Consider the following 20,218-nt stretch of genomic DNA (forward strand, 5'->3'; position numbering starts at 1 on the left):
GCCTGGGGCGCTGCATGTATAAGCCCCGAATGACGCGCTCTGGCAGCGGGTTGCGCCGTAGAGTTGGGATGGATATCTCCTTGTCAAAAAAGGGCTTTTTCATTACCATCTGTTTCATTTTGTGCAAGCAGTACAAAAAATTTCAAAGCCTTGTAAAAAGGCCTGTTTAGCTGATGGGAGACGACTGGATGAGTAATGACGGCGTTAATAACGGCCGGCGTCGCTTCCTGGTGGCAGCCACGAGTGTTGTAGGCGCCGCCGGTGTAGTGGGGGTAGCAGTTCCCTTTGTGGGGGCCTGGTTCCCGAGCGCCCGAGCCAAGGCGGCTGGTGCGCCGGTGAGGGTGAATATCAGCAAGCTGGAGGCAGGTCAGCAGATCGTTGCCGAATGGCGTGGTCAGCCGGTGTTTGTGTCTCGTCGAACGCCCGAGGCATTGGCGCTTCTCGAGGAGAACACAGGCATCCTCGCCGATCCTCAGTCCGAGTCCTCCGTTCAGCCCGAATACGTCGATGCTGCGACCCGTTCCATCAAGCCTGAAATTCTGGTGGTGATGGGTATCTGTACTCACCTGGGTTGTTCGCCGCTATTCCGTCCCGAGGTTGCTTCAGCTGACATGGGGACAGAGTGGAAGGGTGGTTATTTCTGCCCGTGCCATAGCTCCCGCTACGACATGTCCGGTCGGGTACATCGGGGCCAGCCGGCACCGCTGAACCTCCCGGTCCCCCCGCATTCCTATGAGACCGACGATATCCTCGTGATCGGTCTGGACCAGGAGACAGCCTGATGAGCAAGCTTTGGACGTGGGTTAACGAGCGGATGGCGGTCAACGAGGTGATCGAGAATCACCTGACCAAGTATTACGCTCCCAAGAACTTCAATTTCTTCTATTTCTTCGGCTCGCTGGCAATGCTGGTGCTGGTTAACCAGCTTATTACCGGTATCTGGCTGACCATGAGTTACGAGCCGTCCGCGGCTGGCGCGTTCGCCTCTGTCGAATACATCATGCGTGATGTGGATTATGGTTGGCTGTTGCGCTACCTGCACTCCACTGGTGCTTCCGCCTTCTTCGTAGTGGTCTATCTGCATATGCTTCGCGGCATTATGTATGGCTCCTACCAGAAGCCACGCGAGCTGGTGTGGCTGTTTGGCATGCTCATCTATCTGGTACTGATGGGTGAGGCATTCATGGGTTATCTGCTGCCCTGGGGCCAGATGTCCTATTGGGGTGCTCAGGTAATCATTTCGCTGTTCGGGGCGATTCCATTCATCGGTCCTGATCTGGCGCAGTGGGTACGGGGTGATTATCTGATCTCCGGCATTACTCTGAACCGCTTCTTCGCGCTGCATGTCATTGCATTGCCAATCGTGCTGCTGGGGCTGGTGGTATTGCACCTTATCGCGCTGCATGAGGTGGGCTCCAACAACCCGCTTGGCGTCGATATCAAGAAAGCCAAGGACGAGTCGGGCAAGCCGCTGGACGGCATTCCCTTCCATCCTTATTACACCGTCAAGGATATCGTTGGTGTCGTGGTCTTCCTGTTCGTGTTCTGCACCATCGTGTTCTTCTTTCCGGAGATGGGCGGGTATTTCCTGGAGCATCCTAACTTCGAAGTAGCCAACCAGCTGAAGACGCCTGACCATATTGCTCCGGTCTGGTACTTCACGCCGTTCTACGCCATTCTGCGCGCCGTACCGGCAATTGGTGGCTCTGCATTCCCGGGTGTACTGGCAATGGGTGCTTCGATCGCGGTGCTGTTCGTACTGCCCTGGCTGGATCGTAGTCCGGTCCGCTCTATCCGTTACAAGGGCTGGATGAGCAAGCTATGGCTGGCTATTTTCTGCATCGTATTCGTGATTCTGGGTATTCTGGGCGCTATTCCAGGTAACGATACCCGGACGCTGATTTCGCAGATTTGTACAGTCCTGTATTTCGCCTTCTTCATACTCATGCCGTTCTATACCCGCATGGAGAAGACTAAGGCCGTTCCGGAGAGGATTCCTGGCTAATGAAAAATCGACTAATTGCCCTGTTATTTGCCCTGATGCCCTGTGTTGCGCTGGGCGCTGCCAGTGGATACGAGCTGGACGAGGCCAATATTGATCTGACCGACAAGGCTTCACTGCAGGATGGCGCACGTACTTTTGTTAACTACTGCATGGGCTGCCACTCCGCTCAGTTTCAGCGTTACGAGCGTGTAGCTACGGATCTGGGTATCCCTGAAGAGCTGATGCTGGAAAACATGGTATTCACCGGTGCGTTGATCGGTGAGCACATGGAAAACGGCATGCGGCCGGAAGATTCCAAGGTATGGTTCGGCGCTGCGCCGCCGGATCTGACCATGGTTTCTCGCGTGCGTGGTGAGGACTGGTTGTACACCTACATGCGCACCTTCTACGCAGATCCCTCGCGTCCGCTGGGTTCCAACAATATGGTCTTCCCGAATGTCGGCATGCCTAACGTTCTCGCCGAGCTGCAGGGGCATCAGGTTATCGGCTGCAAGGCGATGCCGGTCATGGAAGATGGCAAGGCGATGCGCGATACGCTGACAGGTGAAACTGTTCAGGAAGAGCAGTGCGATGTGCTGACGGTAGTGCCTGGTACTGGCACTCAGACCGAAGAGGAATTCGACGAGACAGTTCGGAACCTGGTCGCCTTCCTGGCTTACTCGGCTGATCCGATCAAGCTGGAGCGCCATCGTATCGGTATCTACGTGCTGCTGTACCTGGCTTTCCTGTTCATCTTTGCTTACCTGCTGAAACGTGAGTATTGGAAAGACGTTCACTGATCCTCTGCTTTAACTGGATCAATTGCGCGCGCCCTTAGGGGCGCGCGCCTGTTTCTGGGGTATAATGCCTGCCTAATTGATAGCGGCCGGGGTATCTCTGGTCAGCGCGGTCGTGGCATCGCATGCAGGCTGCTACCGCAACGCGCTAAGGATGAGGGTTGATATATGGGTGTTACCGCCAGCAAACGTTCGTCGATGGCTTTTTTCTCAGATCCACGGGACCATTATTGTCACCGCGTGCGCATTGTTCTGGCAGAGAAAGGGGTTACCGTCGATGTGATCAACGTCGAGTCAGGCGATCATCCGCAGGAGCTTATAGAAAACAATCCCTACAACACTGTCCCAACGTTGCTCGATCGTGATCTGGTGCTCTACGAGCCCAACATCATGATGGAGTATCTGGACGAGCGTTTCCCGCACCCTCCATTATTGCCGGTCTATCCTGTGGCCCGTGCCAATACGCGCTTGCTGATGTATCGGGTGCAGCGTGACTGGTGCAACCTGGTGGACGTGATCGCTGACCCGAGGACGCCGGCCGCGGCTGCGGCGAAAGCCCGCAAGGAGCTGCGTGAAAGTCTGACCGGGGTCGCTCCGGTGTTCGCTGAAATGTCTTTCTTCATGAGCGACGAATTCAGCCTCGTGGATTGCTGCATTGCACCGATTCTCTGGCGTCTGCCCATGCTGGGGATCGAGCTGCCCAAGCAGGCGAAGCCCTTGCAGGATTATATGGACCGCATCTTTCAGCGTGATGGCTTTATTGGAAGCCTTTCGTCCGCTGAGAAGGATATGCAGTAGCCATTCATTCTATTTTCAGGAGGCATGCATGGCTCAGATGAGTTCAAGCCGGCCCTATCTGGTGCGGGCGCTGTACGAGTGGATTCTCGACAATCAGTGCACCCCCTATCTTCTGGTTAATGCAGAGTATCCGGATACCGTAGTGCCCGACAGTTTTGTTGAAGGCGGTCAGATCGTTCTGAATGTATCGCCCAGCGCGATCCGGCATCTCGAAATGGATAACGACAAGATCAGTTTTGACGGTCGTTTCGGTGGCCGCCCGCAGCAGGTGTGGTTGCCTGCTCAGGCTATTATGGCAATCTATGCGCGCGAGAACGGGCAGGGCATGGTCTTCGAGATAGAGCCGGTTACGCCGCCGCCTGAGGACGACAAGGGTGGAGCCGATGACGCCAGGCCGGAAGCCAAGCCGTCCGGGCGTCCGTCACTGAAAGTTGTCAAATAGAAGGATTTGTCGAAGCTGATCGGGCTTCGATTGAGGATGGTGTGGGCCGGCTGCTGGATGGCCGGCCCGGATTTTCAGTCAATGTACTCGAATAGTTTCACGATACGCTGCACTCCACCTACCTGTTGTATTGCTTGCACCGCCAGATCGGCTTCGCTGCGTCTGACCAGCCCCATTAGATAAACCACGCCCGCTTCAGTGACGACCTTGATACGCCGCCCCGGTATGTTGCTGTCCGCTAACAGGCGGCTCTTGGCGCTGGTGGTAATCAAGGCGTCGTTGTTGCGCGCCAGTAATGACAGTTTCGGACCGACTGTGAGTTCGTTGTGTACCACCTTGACGCGCTGCACTTCGCTGGCGACCCGCGCCGCGGTCTTGCGCAATGCTTCGGTCGGTACCTGGCCGACAAGCAGCACTACGCCGTTGAAGCTGGTTACCTCGATGCGTGAGTCACGCTCTAGTGCTACGTCGGCCTTGGCTATGTTGACGCTCGTGCGGGTTTCGATCAGTTGATCGTCAATGGTGCTGCCGAGCGTTCGGGTGCCATGGTCGCCCTGCATAGGCGTGTCCCGGGTAGCGGTCAGCACGCCACTGCATCCGGAAAGGGTTGCCACTACCATCAAAATGCAGATTCCTCTGAGCATCATTCTTCACTCCCGAACAGCTGCCGATCAATCAGGTCGCACAGGCAGTGAATGGCGAGCAGGTGTACCTCCTGTATGCGCGCGGTGGAGCGCGCCGGTACGCGAATTTCGACGTCTTCCGGAAGCAGCAGGGAGGCCATTGCGCCGCCGTCCCGTCCGGTGAGCGCAACCACCAGCATGTCGCGGTCGTGTGCGGCCTGGATGGCTTGAAGCACGTTGCCGGAATTCCCGCTAGTGGAGATGGCCAGCAATACATCACCCGGCTGTCCAAGCGCACGAATCTGCTTGGAGAAAATTTCTTCGTAGCTGTAGTCGTTGGCAATGGAGGTGACGGTCGAGCTGTCTGTTGTCAGCGCGATAGCCGGCAGGCTGGGGCGTTCACGCTCGAAGCGATTAAGCAGCTCCGAGGAGAAGTGCTGCGCATCCCCGGCCGAGCCACCGTTGCCACAGGAGAGCAGCTTGCCTTCATTCAGCAGGCTGTTGACCATTACCTGGCTCGCCTGTTCTATGCTTGGTCCTAGAGCTTCCATGGCTCTGGTCTTGGTTTCGATACTGTCTGTGAACAGTTGCCTGATGCGGTGCTGCATATCCATAGGAAGGAACTCGTTAGCAAGTAAAAGCTTCGCGGATCCATCGATAGGATGCAGGATCCGCAGGACTGCCATCGGCGGCAATGACGTCGAAGCGACAGGGCTGGTCGGCCAGATGGGGATGGGTCAGTAGATAATGTTGAGCCGCAGCGATAACGCGCTTTTGCTTGCGTCGGTCGACTGTCTCCACCGCGCTGCCCCATTGGCCCGTGCGCCTGAAGCGTACTTCGACGAATACTACTGTATCTGCGTCGCGCATGACCAGATCCAGCTCACCCAGCTTGCAGCGGTAATTGCGTGCCAGGAGCCGCATACCCGCTTTGACGAGGAGTTGCTCTGCGAGACGCTCGGCCTGATTGCCAAGGATCTGCTTGGCCGTCAGGCGGATCATGGCGCGCTGATGACCTCGTCGACCGGAACGATGCGGCCTTCACTGATCACGCCCCAGCCGAGGCTGCGGTGCACGCGACCATCTGCACTCAGCGACAGACGCCCCGTCGCACCTTCGATGCTGGCTTCTTCGTAGCGTTGTAGCTGTGGCAGGCGGCTGAATAAGCGCTGAGCATCGGCGCCCATGGCGTACAGGCGTCCCATCGGGCCAGTTGCCTGAGGCCAGCTGCTACTGACGGTCTCGTACAAGGCATCCGAACGGGTGAGCAACCAGGGAATCTCCGCTACCAGCAAGCCGTCGAGATCAGCGTTGTCAGCAGCGTCCGCACCTAGTTGGTAGGCGTGTGAGGTGGCGTAAACCGGCAGATCGGCTGCGTATTGAAAGGCCAGCGTCGGTTTGATCTGCCGGGCCTGTTGTGGCGTGGCGGCAAGGAACAAGGCGTGCAGATCCTGGCGCGGCGTAGGCTGCACCACCACTTCGTTGCCCAGCGTACTCTGGATGCGGGCGCCGCGTTGCTCGCTCTCGCGGATATTCAGCAGGTCTGCAATCTGGCTTGAAATGGTTGCAGGTTCGTTGATTATCTCGCGACCAACCAGCTTGCCGCCCAGAGCTTCCCATTCGGCCCGGAACGCCTCGAAGGAACGCTGGCCCCAATCGGTCTGAGCGGCGAGTACTGCCATGTTTCTGTGCCCATCGTCCCAAGCTCGCCGTGCGGCGGAGCGGGCCTCGTCTTCAGGTGCGAGGCCGAACTGGAAGAGTGTCTGATCGGAGCTGATCGAGCTATCGGTATAGTTAAGCGCGAGAGTCGGCAAGGGAAGTTCTGTCATACCCGCCAGGCGGCTCACCTGATCGCGCTCCAGCGGTCCGATTACCCACTGCACGCCATCGGCCTCGGCGTCGCGATAGAAGGCCATCAGGTCAGCATACGCCGTGCTGTCATAGAGGCTGACTTGCGGCTGCTCCAGGCCTTGACTGTGGGCCTGGTATTGGGAGGCCATGAACCCATCTCGAAGGGCTTGGGCTGCACCAGCCAGCGGGCCCTCGAAAGGCAGGAACAGGGCGATATGGGTAGGGCGATTGGCATGCAGCTCGAGCAGCTGAGCAATCGAGTCAGGCATCAGCCTGGCTGCAGGATGGTCGGAAAAGGTTTCCTTCCACTTGTTCACGCTTTGCACCTGGAGATCCAGATTGCTCTGTTCCCGGCTAATCAGGGCCAGCTGCACCCAGCCAGCGAACTCGCCTGTGGCCTCGCCAGCCGCCTGGCGGAGATCTTCCAGCGGGGCGCGATTGAGATCTTCCCAGATCGCCTGGCGGTTCGCTTCACGTTCGCCCGGCGGAAGCATGCCGTCAATGAAGGCGCGCTCACGGGCGGCATTCAGCGGGTCGCCAGTAGCCTGGAAGGCCTCTGCGCGCAGCTGCTGAATGGCCAGCTGCTCTTCGATTGGCTGAGTCTCAAGATGGATCATCGAGGGATGTCGCAGCGCGAGCAGCGCCGCTTCCGGCTGCTCCAGCGCCAACGCGCTACGCGCCTGGAGTTCGGCGAAACGTAGCTGCTGGTCCGGTGGCAGTTCGCTCTGCGGAATCCTGCTGAGGATGCTGCGAACCCGTTCAGGCTGATTGGTGCTCCACGCGGCCTGTGCCGCATACAAACGCAGCAGGTACGCTTCGGCGCCAGAGTAGCGCTCGGCATCCTCGAGAATCTCTTCTACCGTCGCATCCGGTGTGCGCGGCAGATCGGATAATTGAGAGGGCGGTGGGGTTGCGCAGCCCCCAAGCATTACGGCAATGGCCAGGGCTGTAAGCGACAGGCGATTCATGCGGGGCATCAGGCAATCCTTACACGGTGAGCCTTGCTGGCAAGGCTCCGTAACTGTGAGGCAGTCATTGTAACCAAGGGGCAGGGTGACCGCCATGCGCTTCGCGGGAACCTGCTCACGTCCTGTACAATGCCGGCTTCAGTCTCGTTTTCAGGTAATGATATGTCTGCCAGCGCCGGTACCCTGTACGTTGTCGCCACGCCAATTGGCAATTTGCAGGATCTCACGCCAAGAGCATTGAAAGTGCTCCGGACTGTGCAGCTGATCGCCGCTGAAGACACCCGTCACAGCGCCCGCTTGCTGCAGCATTTCGGAGTGACCACCCCGACCACCGCCTGCCACGACCATAATGAGCGGGACAAGAGTCAGCGCCTGATCGAACGCATGCTTGGAGGCGAAGACATGGCGTTGATATCCGACGCAGGGACGCCGTTGATTTCCGATCCTGGCTACCACCTGGTGCGTCAGGCCCGCGAAGCCGGGATTCGGGTCTGTCCTGTCCCGGGCCCCTGTGCGCTGATAGCTGCCCTCAGCGCAGCGGGTCTGCCGTCTGACCGATTCGCCTTTGAAGGTTTTTTGCCGGCGAAGTCCCACGGTCGGCGGTCGCGTATTCAGGCGCTGAGCACTGAGTCCCGCACCTGGATGGTCTACGAGGCGCCGCATCGGCTGCTTGAGTGCCTTGAGGATATGCTTGCTCTGCTTGGTGCTGCGCGGCATGTAGTGCTTGCCCGGGAGTTGACCAAAACCTTCGAGACAATAAAGGGCGCGCCGCTCTCCGAATTGGTCGAATGGGTGCGTAACGATTCTGATCAGCAGCGGGGTGAGTGCGTCCTGGTGATTGAAGGCATGCCGGCACTGCCGGAGGGCGAGGGCCTGGATCCGGAGGCTGAACGCGTCCTGGATATCCTGCTGGCCGAGTTGCCCGTGAAGCAGGCTTCGGCCCTCGCTGCCCAGCTGACCGGGGTAAAGAAAAACCGCTTGTACCAGATAGCGCTGGAAAAGGCAGGCAAGGTTTAAGGCTGGAGGCTGCAAATTGGAAGCTGGCCGGGAAAGGGTGCCGACGGTGCTTTTTGCTGGTTTGGAAATTCTTTTTGCTGAAAGGCTTGTTGTAGAGCGTTACAAGAGTGCTTGCTCATCGCGAGGAAGCTGGTTAACCTTGCGCCCAAGAGTTGGCTGGACAGTCGCCGTACCGCTTGCGGTAGGGAGGAAAGTCCGGGCTCCATAGGGCAGAGTGCCAGGTAACACCTGGGGGGCGTGAGCCTACGGAAAGTGCAGCAGAAAATATACCGCCTAAGCGCGCAAGCGCCGGTAAGGTTGAAATGGTGCGGTAAGAGCGCACCGCGCAGCTGGTAACAGTCTGTGGCTAGGTAAACCCCGCTCGGAGCAAGACCAAATAGGAACCCGTTGGTGTGGCCCGCACTGGGTTCGGGTAGGTTGCTAGAGGCAGTCAGTGATGGCTGTCGTAGAGGAATGACTGTCCTCGACAGAACCCGGCTTACAGGCCAACTCTTATTTTTTCCCGCCTATCGCATTCCTGTTTCTGCCCAAAAATTATCCCTGGTAACAGTTCACATTAAGTTTCACTCATATCTGATTGAAACGTCAATATTTTGTCTGACGCCCTCGTCCCCGTATACCACAGTATTGCTCCGCTTTTTTGCTAACCCTTCGTCATTAAAGGCTTTTCAGTGAAATGCTCACTTGACGGTCTATTGGCGCATTCCTATAGTGTGCCGAAGTGGTGTGATGTGGACGAAAGTGGGATTTTTTGGCAAGGATAGCCATTCAGTGGGGGTAGCAGGAGCGTGTTTCGAGGAACGAGTGCCATCAATCTGGACGCCAAGGGGCGCCTCGCCATGCCGGCTCGGTATCGCGATCGGCTGCTCGAGTCCTGTGGTGGCCACTTGATTGCGACGATTGCCCTCGAAGAGCGCTGCCTGTGGATCTATCCGCTGCAGGAATGGGAACTAGTAGAACAGCAGTTAAAGAAGGCCCCCAATATGAACCCTGCAGTAAAGCGGCTGAACCGGTTGTTGATAGGTAACGCCAACGAGATCGAGCTGGACGGTAACGGTCGTTTCGTAGTGCCGCCGTTGCTGCGCGAGCACGCCGGTCTCGACAAGAAAGTCATGCTGGTTGGTCAGCTGAACAAATTCGAACTGTGGAGTGAAGACGAATGGAACGCGACTACCGAAGCCTATCTTGAGGTGCAGGATGCTGGCGAATTGCCGGTTGAGCTGCAGTCGCTGAGCCTATGAGTCAGACTCCCGTGTTCCAGCATATAAGTGTCCTGCTTGAAGAAGCGCTCAAGGGTCTGGCGGTGCAGCCGGACGGGTTGTACGTGGACGGTACATTTGGCCGAGGAGGCCATAGTAGAGCCATTCTCTCGAAGCTTTGCAAAGACGGACGGCTCATCGGTTTTGATAAGGACCCGGAGGCAATTCGGGTCGGAACTCAACTGGCGGCCGATGACGGCCGCTTTGTCGTTGTACGCCGCAGCTTTGCCGACATGGCTGAAGAGCTGCGTCAGCGTGGTTTGCACGGTCAGGTCAATGGTGTGTTGCTGGATCTGGGCGTGTCCTCGCCCCAACTCGATGACGCCGAGCGCGGCTTCAGCTTTCTGAATGATGGTCCTCTGGATATGCGCATGGATCCTGCTCAGGGCCAAAGCGCGGCGGAGTGGATCAACAGCGCCGACGAAGCGGATATTGCCACTGTCCTGAAAGAATACGGCGAGGAACGTTTCGCCCGGCGGATGGCGCGCGCCATTGTCATGCGCCGTGCCGAGCAGCCTTTTACCCGCACTGCCGACCTGGCGGAAGTCATCAAGGTGGCCAATCCTGCGTGGGAGAAACACAAGCACCCGGCGACCCGCGCTTTCCAGGGCATTCGCATATTCATCAACCGGGAGCTGGAAGACCTGGCTGACGGCCTCAAGGCAGCGCTTGATGTATTGGCGCCAGGCGGCCGGCTGGTGGTGATCAGCTTCCATTCGCTGGAAGATCGCCTGGTCAAGCAGTTCATGCGCCGCGAAGCCAAGGGTGCGCCGATTCCCCGCGGGTTGCCCATACGTGAAATCGATATCCCGGTCAGCATCAATCTGATCGGCAAAGCCATCAAACCCTCGGCCGAAGAAGTCGCGGGTAATCCACGTGCCCGCAGTGCGATGCTGCGAATCGCGGAGAAGCGCTGATGACTGAGCAGATGCCGCTTCAGGAACGCACTGGTCTGCCACGTAGCAGTGGCTGGCTGATGGTGGTCGGCCTGCTGATTCTGATCAGTGCGCTGGCGGTGCCCTATAGCGCCCATTGGAGCCGTACTCTGCTGAACGAACTCGATGCCGAGATGAAGCAGCGCGAAAAGGCGCAGGCCGATTGGGGCCGGCTGGTTCTCGAGCAAAGCACCTGGACCGCCCATCACCGTGTTGAAAGCATCGCCCGCAGCAAACTCGACATGCGCGTGCCGTCGGCGGTCGAAGTGGTACTGGTGAAGCCATGATCAGGATCAAGCCCAATGGCAGCCTGCACCCGTGGCGATTCCGCATCGTCATCGGTGCGTTGGGCGTCTGTTGCGCGGTCATTGCCTGGCAAATCGTGCAGCTGCATGTGCTTGATGGCGGGTTTCTGCGTAACCAGGGCGACAAGCGCAGTCTGCGCCATGTGCCGATCACCGCGCATCGCGGGCAGATTACCGATCGTAACGGCGAGCCTCTGGCAGTCAGTACGCCGGTGCTGACCCTCTGGGCCAACCCGACACAGCTGATCCATCAGGAACAGCATTGGCCCCAGCTGGCCGAGGCGCTGGGAACTGATCTGGCCACCTTCAGAGAGCGGCTGAAAGCCAACGCCGAGCGCGAGTTCATCTACTTGCGTCGCCGTATGACGCCGCAGGATGGTGCCGCCGTCGTCGCCCTCAAAGTTCCCGGTGTTTACAGCCAGGAAGAGTATCGCCGATTCTATCCGGCAGGTGATGTCACCTCGCATCTGGTCGGCTTTACCAATGTCGACGAGCACGGACAGGAAGGTCTCGAGCTTGCCTATAACGAGTGGCTGCAAGGTGTTCCGGGAAGCCGTCAGGTGTTGCAGGATCGTCGCGGCCGTTTGATCAAGGATGTGCAGGTCGTCAAGAATGCCCGTCCCGGCAACGACCTCGCCTTGTCCATCGATTTGCGCCTGCAGTATCTGGCCCACCGGGAGCTGCGCAAGGGGCTGGAAGAGTTCGATGCCAAGGGCGGCTCCCTGGTAATGATTGACGTACGAACCGGTGAAGTCCTGGCCATGGTCAATCACCCGAGTTACAACCCCAACAATCGCGCCAATCTCAAGCCCGAGATGATGCGCAACCGCGCGCTGATCGATGTGTTCGAACCCGGTTCGACCATGAAGCCGTTTTCCATGAGCGCTGCCCTGGCTACAGGCCGCTGGAAAACCACTGATGAAGTAGACGTCTATCCTGGCACGCTGAGGATTGGTCGCTACACCATTCGCGATGTTTCCCGCGCGCCGGGCGGCAAGCTGGATCTGGCCGGTATCCTGCTCAAATCAAGTAACGTTGGCATGAGCAAGATTGCTTTCGATGTTGGCGGTCCGGCCATCCGTGAAGTTATGCAGGGCGTGGGGCTTGGCGAATATTCCGGCCTCGGTTTTCCGGGTGAGCAGGTCGGCAATCTGCCCAGCTACCGGGAATGGGGTCAGGCCGAAACCGCAACGCTATCGTATGGCTACGGTTTGTCGTTGACCACTGTTCAGCTGGCGCAGGCGTATTCCGTGCTGGCCAATGGAGGACGCAAGGTTCCACTGTCGCTGTTGCGGGTCAAGGATGTCCCGGCGGGTGAGCAGGTCATTTCCGCGGATGTCGCCAAGGCGGTCCAGGGAATGTTGCAGCAGGTTATCGAAGGCCAGGGCGGAACGCATCGCGCGCTGGTCCCCGGATATCATGTCTCCGGTAAGAGCGGTACCGCACGCAAAGCCAGTCATACCAGCAAGGGTTACAAGGAAGACTCCTACCGCTCCCTGTTTGCCGGCTTCGCACCGAGCACCGATCCGCGCATCGCCATTGCTATCGTAGTCGACGAACCCAGCAAGGGCGGCTATTACGGCGGGCTGGTCGCAGCGCCGATATTCAGTGATCTGATGGCCGGTGCGTTGCGGCTGATGAACATCGCACCGGATAACATGCCGGAGCTGCAGCAAGTGGAAATCCCCCCGACCAAGGGAGGGTTTCGCGGATGATGACTTTGCGTCAGCTATTTCCGGAGTGGCAAGGCCAGGATGTCAGAGTTACAGGCCTTGCGCTGGATAGTCGGCAGGTAAAAAGCGGCTATCTGTTTCTGGCAGTGCCCGGACTGAAAGTGGATGGCCGCGATTACATCGGCCAGGCCATCGAAGCGGGCGCGGTAGCGGTTGCATATGACGCCGCCGGCGATTGTCATTATGAAGGCGCCGTGCCAATGCTGGCTGTGCCGCAGCTGGCTGGCCAGATTTCCGCGATTGCCGGCCGGTTCCATGGCGAGCCTTCCGCCGCCCTGACGCTGGTCGGCATAACCGGAACCAACGGCAAAACGTCGGTCAGCCAGATGCTGGCGCAGGCATTGAACGAATTGAATACGCCTTGCGGTGTGATCGGGACGCTGGGTAGTGGCATGCCGGGTGCGTTGATTGATCATGGTATGACCACGCCCGATGCGGTGAATGTTCAAGGTCAACTCGCGCAATTGCGCGACGCTGGTGCCGAAGCGGTGTGTATGGAAGTGTCATCCCACGCTCTGGACCAAGGCCGGGTCGCCGCGCTCGGTTTTGACGTTGCTGTATTTACCAATCTGACGCGTGATCATCTCGACTATCACGGCGACATGGACAGCTATGAAGCCGCCAAGGCTCGCCTGTTTGATGCTGCCGGGTGCCACGCGGTGATCAACCTCGATGATCCGGCCGGGCGTCGCCTGGCGGAGAGCTGTCCGCCGCGCAAGGGCACCGCACGGCTGCTCGGTTACAGTCTGCGGGATACTCCCGCGCTGCTGCACTGCAGTGAGGTGCGCTATGACGACGCGGGCATCCATGCGTTGCTGCATTTCGAAGGCGAGCAATCGACCCTCCATAGCGAATTGCTCGGCGACTTCAATCTCAGCAATCTGCTGGCCGTGACAGGCAGCCTGTTGGTGCTCGGATTCAAACTGCCACAGGCTGTAGAACGCGCTGCCGGGCTGCGCGCTCCCGCCGGCAGAATGCAGCGTCTGGGCGGCGGTTCGCGCCCTCTGGTTGTGGTCGATTACGCTCACACGCCCGACGCATTGGAGAAGGCACTGACTGCCCTGCGTGCCCACGTTAGTGGCCGCTTGACGTGCATATTCGGCTGCGGTGGCAATCGGGACGCGGGCAAGCGACCGCTGATGGGCCAAATCGCCGAACGCTATGCCGACCGTGTGGTTGTAACAGACGACAACCCCCGCAACGAACCGTCCGCAGGCATCATCGGGCAGATCTGCCAGGGTCTCGGCAAACCCCAAAACATCACAGTCCTTGCCAATCGTGCCGAGGCGATCGCGCACACCATCAGCCGCGCGCACCGCGAAGACGTCATTCTGTTGGCCGGCAAGGGCCACGAAACCTATCAGGAGATAAACGGCGTGCGCCACGCTTTTAACGACATCGAACAGGCCGAACGTGCCCTGCTGCAGTGGGAGGCGAGTCATGCTTGACGCCATGCGCCTGTCCGATCTGGTCAGCCCTCTCGCTGCAACCCTGAAGGGTGTTGACGCCGAGTTTGACAGCGTCGCCTTTGACAGCCGCGCGATTCAGCCGGGTGGCTTGTTCGTCGCGCTTGCGGGAACGCGCACCAATGGTCACGACCACCTGGCCGATGCCCGCGCGCGCGGCGCAACCTGTGCGATGGTCGAATATCTGGTGGAAGATCCGCTCCCTCAGCTCCTGGTGCACGATAGTCTGCGCGCGCTGGGTCAGTTGGCCGGCCTTGCCCGAGCTGCCTATAGCGGCCCGCTGGTGGCAATAACCGGCTCCAGCGGCAAGACAACCGTCAAGGAAATGGTCGCTGCGATCCTGCGTCCGCTTGGCTCGGTGCTAGCGACTCAGGGCAATCTGAATAATGAGATCGGCGTCCCGATGACGCTGCTTGGCCTGAGCAATGAACACCGCTACGCCGTTATCGAGATGGGCGCTGCAGCCCGTGGCGATATTGCGTACAGCATGGAGATCGCCAAGCCAACGGTTAGCGTATTGACCAATGCAGGCAATGCACATGTCGGCCGCTTCGGCAGCCTGGACAATATTGCCAAAGCCAAGAGCGAGATTTTCAGCTGCCTGAGCACCAAGGGCAAGGCCGTGATCAATCTGGATAGCCCCTGGTTCGAAGACTGGTACCAGTTGCTGGGCAAGCGCAAGAGCTACGTGTTCAGCCTCAAGAACCCGACAGCTGAAGTGCGCGCCGAGTCAATCAAGCTCGATGATCGCGGATGCCCGGGCTTTCTGTTGGTAACGCCTAAGGGCGAAGTCAATGTTCAGCTGAACTTGCTGGGCCAGCACAACGTTGCCAATGCACTGGCAGCTACGGGGGCCGCCCTGGCGCTGGATGTCGAACTTGAATACATCCAGCGCGGTCTGGCCAGTGTTCAACCGATGCAGGGCCGCGCGGCCAGTCGCCAGGGTCGGCAGGGCTCCGTCATCATTGATGACAGCTACAACGCCAGCCCGGCTTCGGTGAAGGCGGCGATTGATCTGCTCGCCTGCTTCGATGGGCGTCGTATTCTGGTTCTGGGTGATATGGCAGAACTGGGCGAGTGGGAGAGCGACTGCCATCAGGAAATTGGTGAACACGCACGCCAGCAGGGCCTCGATGGGCTTTATGCGGTTGGCCGGCTGTCCGCCCTGGCTGCGAATCGCTTTGGCGAAGGTGCACAGCAGTTCGCCAGCAAGAGCGAACTGGTCGAAGCGCTGAAAGCACAGCTTGGCCCGGACGTTCGTGTGCTGGTCAAGGGTTCGCGCAGCGCAGGCATGGAGGAGGTGGTCGCAGGATTGGTCGCCACTGTGGATGACGATAACGACAGGAAGGTCGGCTAATGTTGCTTTTACTTGCCCAATACCTGCAGCAGTTCCATACCGGATTTTCGGTATTTCAGTACCTCTCGCTGCGGGCGATTCTGGGTGTACTTACTGCACTTGGCCTGGCGTTGTTCGTAGGCCCCTGGATGATCCGTTCGTTGAGTTTCCGGCAGATCGGCCAGTCGGTGCGCAATGATGGCCCGCAGTCCCACCTGTCCAAGGCCGGTACTCCGACCATGGGCGGCGCGCTGATATTGGTGGCTATCGCTATCGCCACGCTGTTATGGGCAGACCTGCGTAACATCTATGTATGGGTCGTGCTGGGTGTCACGCTGGCATTCGGCGCGATCGGCTGGGTGGACGATTACCGTAAGGTCGTAGAGAAGAACTCACGCGGCCTGCCGTCGCGCTGGAAGTACTTCTGGCAGTCAGTGTTCGGGCTGCTAGCCGCCGTGGTGCTTTATATGACTGCCAAGACGCCGATCGAAACCACCTTGATCGTGCCGTTTTTCAAGCATGTCGAGTTCCAGTTGGGCATGGGATTCATCGTCCTGACCTATTTCGTCATTGTTGGCTCGAGCAACGCCGTGAACCTGACTGACGGGCTGGATGGCCTGGCGATCATGCCGACGGTTATGGTAGGCGGGGCACTCGGCATTTTTGCGTACCTTTCAGGTAACGTGCGTTTCGCCGAATACCTGCTGATTCCCCATGTCCCGGGCGCTGGCGAGCTGATCATCTTCTGCGGTGCGCTGATTGGCGCCGGGCTAGGATTCCTCTGGTTCAACACCTATCCCGCTCAGGTCTTCATGGGCGACGTGGGCGCGCTGGCACTCGGTGCTGCACTGGGCGTGATCGCCGTGATCGTCCGCCAGGAAATCGTACTGTTCATCATGGGCGGCATTTTCGTCGTCGAAACACTCTCGGTCATTGTCCAGGTCGCGTCGTTCAAGCTGACCGGCAGGCGGGTGTTTCGCATGGCCCCCATTCACCACCATTTTGAATTGAAGGGCTGGCCCGAACCCCGGGTCATCGTGCGTTTCTGGATCATCACCGTCGTACTGGTGCTGATCGGATTGGCCACCCTGAAGCTGCGCTGAGGAAGACACTGTGTCACTGATAACCACGGACAAGAAACGGATCATCGTCGGGCTCGGCAGCACCGGGCTTTCGGTCGCCCGTTTTCTGGCGGGCCGTGGGCTGCCTTTCGGCGTGGCGGATACGCGTCAGCACCCACCGGGCCTGGATCAGCTGAAACGTTTTGCACCGATGGCGGATCTCCATCTCGGTGAGCTGGATGCGGACGTACTGTCTTCGGCTGCGGAGCTGGTGGTTAGCCCGGGTATCGCCTTGTCGACACCGGCGTTGCAGCGGGCGCACGAGGCCGGCGTCAAACTGGTGGGTGATATCGAACTGTTTGCCCGCGAGGCCAAGGCGCCGATCATCGCAATTACCGGCTCGAACGCAAAGAGCACAGTGACCACATTGGTTGGTGAAATGGCATACGCTGCTGGCATCCGCGTGGCGGTCGGCGGCAACCTCGGCACGCCGGCACTGGACCTGCTCGACCACAACGCTGGCCTGTATGTGATCGAGCTTTCCAGCTTTCAACTGGAAACCACCGAGCGGCTCAATGCCGAAGTGGCGACGGTCCTGAACGTCAGCGAAGACCACATGGATCGCTACGCCAATCTGGCGGCTTATCACCAGGCCAAACACCGGATCTTCAGCGGCGCGCGTCAGGTCGTCATCAACCGCGACGACCTGCTCTCGCGGCCGCTGGTGGCTGATCAGTTGCCGCAATGGACCTTTGGCCTGTCGCGCCCCGACTTCAAGGGCTTCGGTCTGGTTGAGGAGGAGGGCGAAACCTGGCTCGCCTTCGAATTCAAGGCGCTGATGCCGGTTGCCGAGCTGAAGATCCGCGGCGCGCATAATCAATCAAACGCGCTGGCCGCGCTGGCGCTGGGTCATGCGGCTGGGCTGCCGTTCCCGGCCATGCTTGATGCGCTGCGCAGTTTCACCGGCCTGCCACATCGTTGCCAGTGGGTCGGCAAGCATTCCGGCGTGGATTATTTCGACGATTCCAAGGCAACCAATGTGGGTGCCGCGCTGGCCGCTATCAATGGCTTTGGCGCCGACCTGGACGGCAAGCAGGTATTGATTGCTGGCGGCGATGGCAAGAGTGCTGATTTCGCGCCGCTGCGTGAGCCGGTCAGCCGCTATTGCCGGGCCGCCGTATTGCTGGGTCGCGATGCGGCGGAGCTGGGTCAGGCGCTGGGTAATGCTGTACCGGTTATCCGTGTCGACTCGATCGAACAAGCGGTTACTGCGGCCGCTGATGTGGCACAGCCGGGTGACATAGTGCTGCTGTCTCCGGCCTGTGCCAGCCTGGATATGTTCAAGAACTTCGAAGAGCGCGGCCGTCTGTTCGCCGAAGCGGTAGGGAGGCTGACACATGATCTTGACTGATGTGCTGCAGCGCTCCGCCGCACCGTTGCTGGGTGAGCGGCGTTTCGACATGGATATGCCGCTTCTGGTAGCAGCGCTGTGCCTGCTCGGTCTGGGTGTGGTCATGGTGACTTCATCGTCCATGGAAGTGGCCGCCGGCCAACTGGGCAACCCGCTGTTTTATATGATCCGTCAGCTGATCTATCTGTTGATTGGTGTTGGCGCGCTGGTAGCGGTGTTGTCCATCCCGGTGAATCTCTGGCAGCAATTTCGCTTTCCGTTGTTGTTTGTGGGATTCGGGTTGCTGATTGCCGTGTTGATTCCTGGCATCGGTCGTGAGGTCAACGGTAGCTGGCGCTGGATCGCGGTTGGCCCGATCAACATTCAGCCGTCCGAGCTGGCGAAGCTGTTCGCGGTCGTATTCCTGGCCGGCTATCTGGTGCAGCGTCAGAAAGAGGTCAAGGAAAAGTGGTTTGGCTTCATCAAGCCATTCATGGTGCTGGGCCCGATGGCCTGGCTGCTGGTCATCGAGCCGGATTTCGGCGCGACGGTAGTATTGATGGGCGCCGCCACCGGCATGCTTTTCCTCGGGGGCGTCGGCCTGTTCCGTTTCACCCTGCTATTCGGCTCGCTCGGTGCGCTCGGCGGGCTTCTGGTGGCTTTTGAACCGTACCGGCTGCAACGTTTGACCAGCTTTCTGGATCCCTGGACCGACCCATTCGGTACCGGTTATCAGCTGACCCAGGCGTTGATCGCCTTTGGGCGCGGCAGCTGGCTGGGCACGGGTCTGGGCAATAGTGTGCAGAAGCAGTTTTACCTGCCCGAAGCGCACACCGACTTCGTATTCGCCGTGCTGGCCGAAGAGCTGGGGCTGATCGGTGCGCTGGCCGCCTTTGGTCTGTTGGTGTTCGTGGCGATTCGTAGCCTTTATATAGGGCTGTGGGCTGAGCGCGCTGGTCGGCTGTTCTCCGCCTACCTGGCGTACGGTCTGGCCATCATGTGGTGCGGCCAGATTCTGATTAACGTTGGCGTGAATGTCGGGCTGCTGCCGACCAAAGGGTTAACCCTGCCATTCCTGAGCTACGGGGGCAGTTCCCTGGTGGTGTGCTGTATCAGCCTGGGCCTGTTGCTGCGGATCGACTGGGAACGCCGTCAGGCGTTACGGGAGGCCGGCAATGAAAAATAGCGTGCTGGTCATGGCTGGTGGTACCGGAGGACATGTGTTCCCCGCTTTGGCCTGCGCGCGTTTGCTGCGCGACAAGGGCTACGACGTGCATTGGCTGGGTACACGGCGCGGTATCGAAAGCGAGTTGGTGCCTGCCGCAGACTTCCCGATCCACTACATCGACATCCAGGGACTGCGCGGCAAAAGCAAGGCGGACCTGTTGAAGGCGCCGCTGAGCCTGATCCGCGCTCTGCGTCAATCACAGCAGGTGATTCGGTCGGTGAAGCCTGCCTTCGTGCTGGGCGCCGGCGGATATGTCACGGGTCCTGGTGGATTGGCTGCCTGGATGAAGCGCATTCCTGTGATCATCCATGAACAGAACGCAGTGGTGGGCACCGCCAATCGCATGCTGGCGACGATCGCCGCACGCCGCTGCGAGGGCTTTCCCGGCAGCTTTGCCAATGACAGTAAACGCCGCAGTACCGGTAACCCGGTGCGTGAAGAAATTTTCCAGGTACCGGCAATGAGTTGGGACGGCCAACGTCGTCCACGCCTGCTTGTACTCGGTGGCAGCCTTGGCGCGCTACCGCTTAACCGCATGCTGCCTGAAGCTATGGGCGCAGTGGATGCATCCAGACGGCCGGAAATCTGGCATCAGTGCGGCAAGCTGCACATCGAGCTGACCAGCGAGACGTACAAGGGCGCTGACGTCGAGGCGAAAGTCGAGCCTTTTATTGCTGATATGGCTGCGGCCTATGCCTGGGCTGATCTGGTCGTGTGCCGGTCCGGCGCGCTGACTGTGTGTGAGCTCGCTGCAGCAGGTCGACCTTCATTGCTGGTCCCGTTGCCCCACGCGATTGACGACCACCAGAGCGCGAATGCGCGTTTCCTGGCCGACTATGGCGCGGCGGAGCTGTTGCCCCAGGCGACACTGACCAAAGAGCTACTGGCTGAACGAATGGAATACCTTTTTACCCATCCGGAGATTTTGCAACAGATGGCAGACAATGCCCGTAACCAGGCCGCACCCAACGCAACCGCAGACGTGATCAACGCTTGCCTGGAGGTCGCCCGTGGGTAATAAACCC

Annotated in this window: 20 protein-coding genes and 1 other RNA gene; 17 read left to right on the forward strand and 4 right to left on the reverse strand. The window is 59.2% G+C overall.

The window, feature by feature from the left end; translation table 11 throughout:
* Positions 1-188 precede the first annotated feature (188 nt).
* The 5 genes from petA (at position 189) to FZE95_RS03605 (ending at position 4,021) form a co-directional block, all read left to right on the forward strand.
* Positions 189-782 (forward strand): ubiquinol-cytochrome c reductase iron-sulfur subunit, encoded by a 594-nt coding sequence (gene petA / locus FZE95_RS03585; protein ID WP_150299467.1) that lies wholly within the window; start codon positions 189-191, stop codon positions 780-782.
* Positions 782-2,005, forward strand: a complete 1,224-nt coding sequence (locus FZE95_RS03590; protein WP_150299468.1) for a cytochrome b — start codon at positions 782-784, stop codon at positions 2,003-2,005. The genes petA and FZE95_RS03590 overlap by 1 nt, the downstream gene beginning before the upstream one ends.
* Entirely contained in the window at positions 2,005-2,784 is a 780-nt protein-coding gene (locus FZE95_RS03595; RefSeq protein WP_150299469.1) for a cytochrome c1, read from the forward strand. The genes FZE95_RS03590 and FZE95_RS03595 overlap by 1 nt, the downstream gene beginning before the upstream one ends.
* 165 nt (positions 2,785-2,949) lie before the next feature.
* On the forward strand, positions 2,950-3,579 hold the full coding sequence (locus FZE95_RS03600) for a glutathione S-transferase N-terminal domain-containing protein (RefSeq protein ID WP_150299470.1): 630 nt from the start codon (positions 2,950-2,952) through the stop codon (positions 3,577-3,579).
* Positions 3,580-3,616: 37 nt separating this feature from the next.
* A complete protein-coding gene (locus tag FZE95_RS03605; protein WP_150299740.1) occupies positions 3,617-4,021 on the forward strand; it encodes a ClpXP protease specificity-enhancing factor in 405 nt (134 codons plus the stop codon).
* 74 nt (positions 4,022-4,095) lie between these two features.
* Here FZE95_RS03605 and FZE95_RS03610 read toward each other — a convergent pair whose 3' ends face one another.
* Genes FZE95_RS03610 through FZE95_RS03625 form a run of 4 tightly spaced genes read right to left on the reverse strand, consistent with a single transcriptional unit; the run spans position 4,096 to position 7,472 of the window.
* Entirely contained in the window at positions 4,096-4,665 is a 570-nt protein-coding gene (locus FZE95_RS03610; RefSeq protein ID WP_150299741.1) for a BON domain-containing protein, read from the reverse strand.
* The gene (locus tag FZE95_RS03615; RefSeq protein ID WP_150299471.1) at positions 4,665-5,258 is read right to left on the reverse strand and encodes a phosphoheptose isomerase; all 594 of its coding nucleotides are present in this window, start codon (positions 5,256-5,258) and stop codon (positions 4,665-4,667) included. The genes FZE95_RS03610 and FZE95_RS03615 overlap by 1 nt, the downstream gene beginning before the upstream one ends.
* 13 nt (positions 5,259-5,271) lie before the next feature.
* Entirely contained in the window at positions 5,272-5,646 is a 375-nt protein-coding gene (locus FZE95_RS03620; protein ID WP_150299472.1) for a YraN family protein, read from the reverse strand.
* Positions 5,643-7,472, reverse strand: coding sequence for a penicillin-binding protein activator (locus FZE95_RS03625; RefSeq protein WP_190324485.1), 1,830 nt, complete (start codon positions 7,470-7,472; stop codon positions 5,643-5,645). Before FZE95_RS03625 ends, FZE95_RS03620 begins: the two co-directional genes overlap by 4 nt.
* 153 nt (positions 7,473-7,625) lie before the next feature.
* Here FZE95_RS03625 and rsmI point away from each other — a divergent pair, with 153 nt between their 5' ends.
* The 12 genes from rsmI to murG all read left to right on the forward strand — a co-directional run bounded on the left by rsmI (position 7,626) and on the right by murG (position 20,211).
* On the forward strand, positions 7,626-8,480 hold the full coding sequence (gene rsmI, locus FZE95_RS03630; protein ID WP_223824949.1) for a 16S rRNA (cytidine(1402)-2'-O)-methyltransferase: 855 nt from the start codon (positions 7,626-7,628) through the stop codon (positions 8,478-8,480).
* A 148-nt stretch (positions 8,481-8,628) separates the two neighbouring features.
* An RNA gene (gene rnpB / locus FZE95_RS03635) (RNase P RNA component class A) lies at positions 8,629-8,977 on the forward strand.
* 291 nt (positions 8,978-9,268) lie between these two features.
* On the forward strand, positions 9,269-9,721 hold the full coding sequence (mraZ, locus tag FZE95_RS03640; protein ID WP_150299475.1) for a division/cell wall cluster transcriptional repressor MraZ: 453 nt from the start codon (positions 9,269-9,271) through the stop codon (positions 9,719-9,721).
* Positions 9,718-10,656: a 16S rRNA (cytosine(1402)-N(4))-methyltransferase RsmH gene (rsmH, locus tag FZE95_RS03645; RefSeq protein ID WP_150299476.1), complete on the forward strand. Its 939-nt coding sequence runs from the start codon at positions 9,718-9,720 to the stop codon at positions 10,654-10,656. Before mraZ ends, rsmH begins: the two co-directional genes overlap by 4 nt.
* Positions 10,656-10,961, forward strand: a complete 306-nt coding sequence (ftsL, locus tag FZE95_RS03650; RefSeq protein ID WP_397387084.1) for a cell division protein FtsL — start codon at positions 10,656-10,658, stop codon at positions 10,959-10,961. The genes rsmH and ftsL overlap by 1 nt, the downstream gene beginning before the upstream one ends.
* Positions 10,958-12,694 carry a peptidoglycan D,D-transpeptidase FtsI family protein gene (locus FZE95_RS03655; protein WP_150299477.1) on the forward strand — a complete coding sequence of 579 codons (1,737 nt, stop codon included), beginning with the start codon at positions 10,958-10,960 and terminating at the stop codon, positions 12,692-12,694. The genes ftsL and FZE95_RS03655 overlap by 4 nt, the downstream gene beginning before the upstream one ends.
* Positions 12,694-14,160 carry a UDP-N-acetylmuramoyl-L-alanyl-D-glutamate--2,6-diaminopimelate ligase gene (locus FZE95_RS03660; protein ID WP_150299743.1) on the forward strand — a complete coding sequence of 489 codons (1,467 nt, stop codon included), beginning with the start codon at positions 12,694-12,696 and terminating at the stop codon, positions 14,158-14,160. Before FZE95_RS03655 ends, FZE95_RS03660 begins: the two co-directional genes overlap by 1 nt.
* Positions 14,153-15,535, forward strand: a complete 1,383-nt coding sequence (locus FZE95_RS03665) for a UDP-N-acetylmuramoyl-tripeptide--D-alanyl-D-alanine ligase (RefSeq protein ID WP_150299478.1) — start codon at positions 14,153-14,155, stop codon at positions 15,533-15,535. The genes FZE95_RS03660 and FZE95_RS03665 overlap by 8 nt, the downstream gene beginning before the upstream one ends.
* A complete protein-coding gene (gene mraY, locus FZE95_RS03670; RefSeq protein ID WP_150299479.1) occupies positions 15,535-16,617 on the forward strand; it encodes a phospho-N-acetylmuramoyl-pentapeptide-transferase in 1,083 nt (360 codons plus the stop codon). Before FZE95_RS03665 ends, mraY begins: the two co-directional genes overlap by 1 nt.
* Positions 16,618-16,627: 10 nt before the next feature.
* Positions 16,628-17,986: a UDP-N-acetylmuramoyl-L-alanine--D-glutamate ligase gene (murD, locus tag FZE95_RS03675; protein ID WP_150299480.1), complete on the forward strand. Its 1,359-nt coding sequence runs from the start codon at positions 16,628-16,630 to the stop codon at positions 17,984-17,986.
* Positions 17,976-19,151, forward strand: coding sequence for a putative lipid II flippase FtsW (gene ftsW, locus FZE95_RS03680; RefSeq protein WP_178101024.1), 1,176 nt, complete (start codon positions 17,976-17,978; stop codon positions 19,149-19,151). The genes murD and ftsW overlap by 11 nt, the downstream gene beginning before the upstream one ends.
* The gene (gene murG, locus FZE95_RS03685) at positions 19,141-20,211 is read left to right on the forward strand and encodes an undecaprenyldiphospho-muramoylpentapeptide beta-N-acetylglucosaminyltransferase (protein WP_150299482.1); all 1,071 of its coding nucleotides are present in this window, start codon (positions 19,141-19,143) and stop codon (positions 20,209-20,211) included. Before ftsW ends, murG begins: the two co-directional genes overlap by 11 nt.
* The last annotated feature ends 7 nt before the right edge of the window (positions 20,212-20,218 follow it).

Origin of the sequence: Pseudomonas profundi, from assembly GCF_008638305.1 — a bacterium.
Classification (GTDB): domain Bacteria; phylum Pseudomonadota; class Gammaproteobacteria; order Pseudomonadales; family Pseudomonadaceae; genus Halopseudomonas; species Halopseudomonas profundi.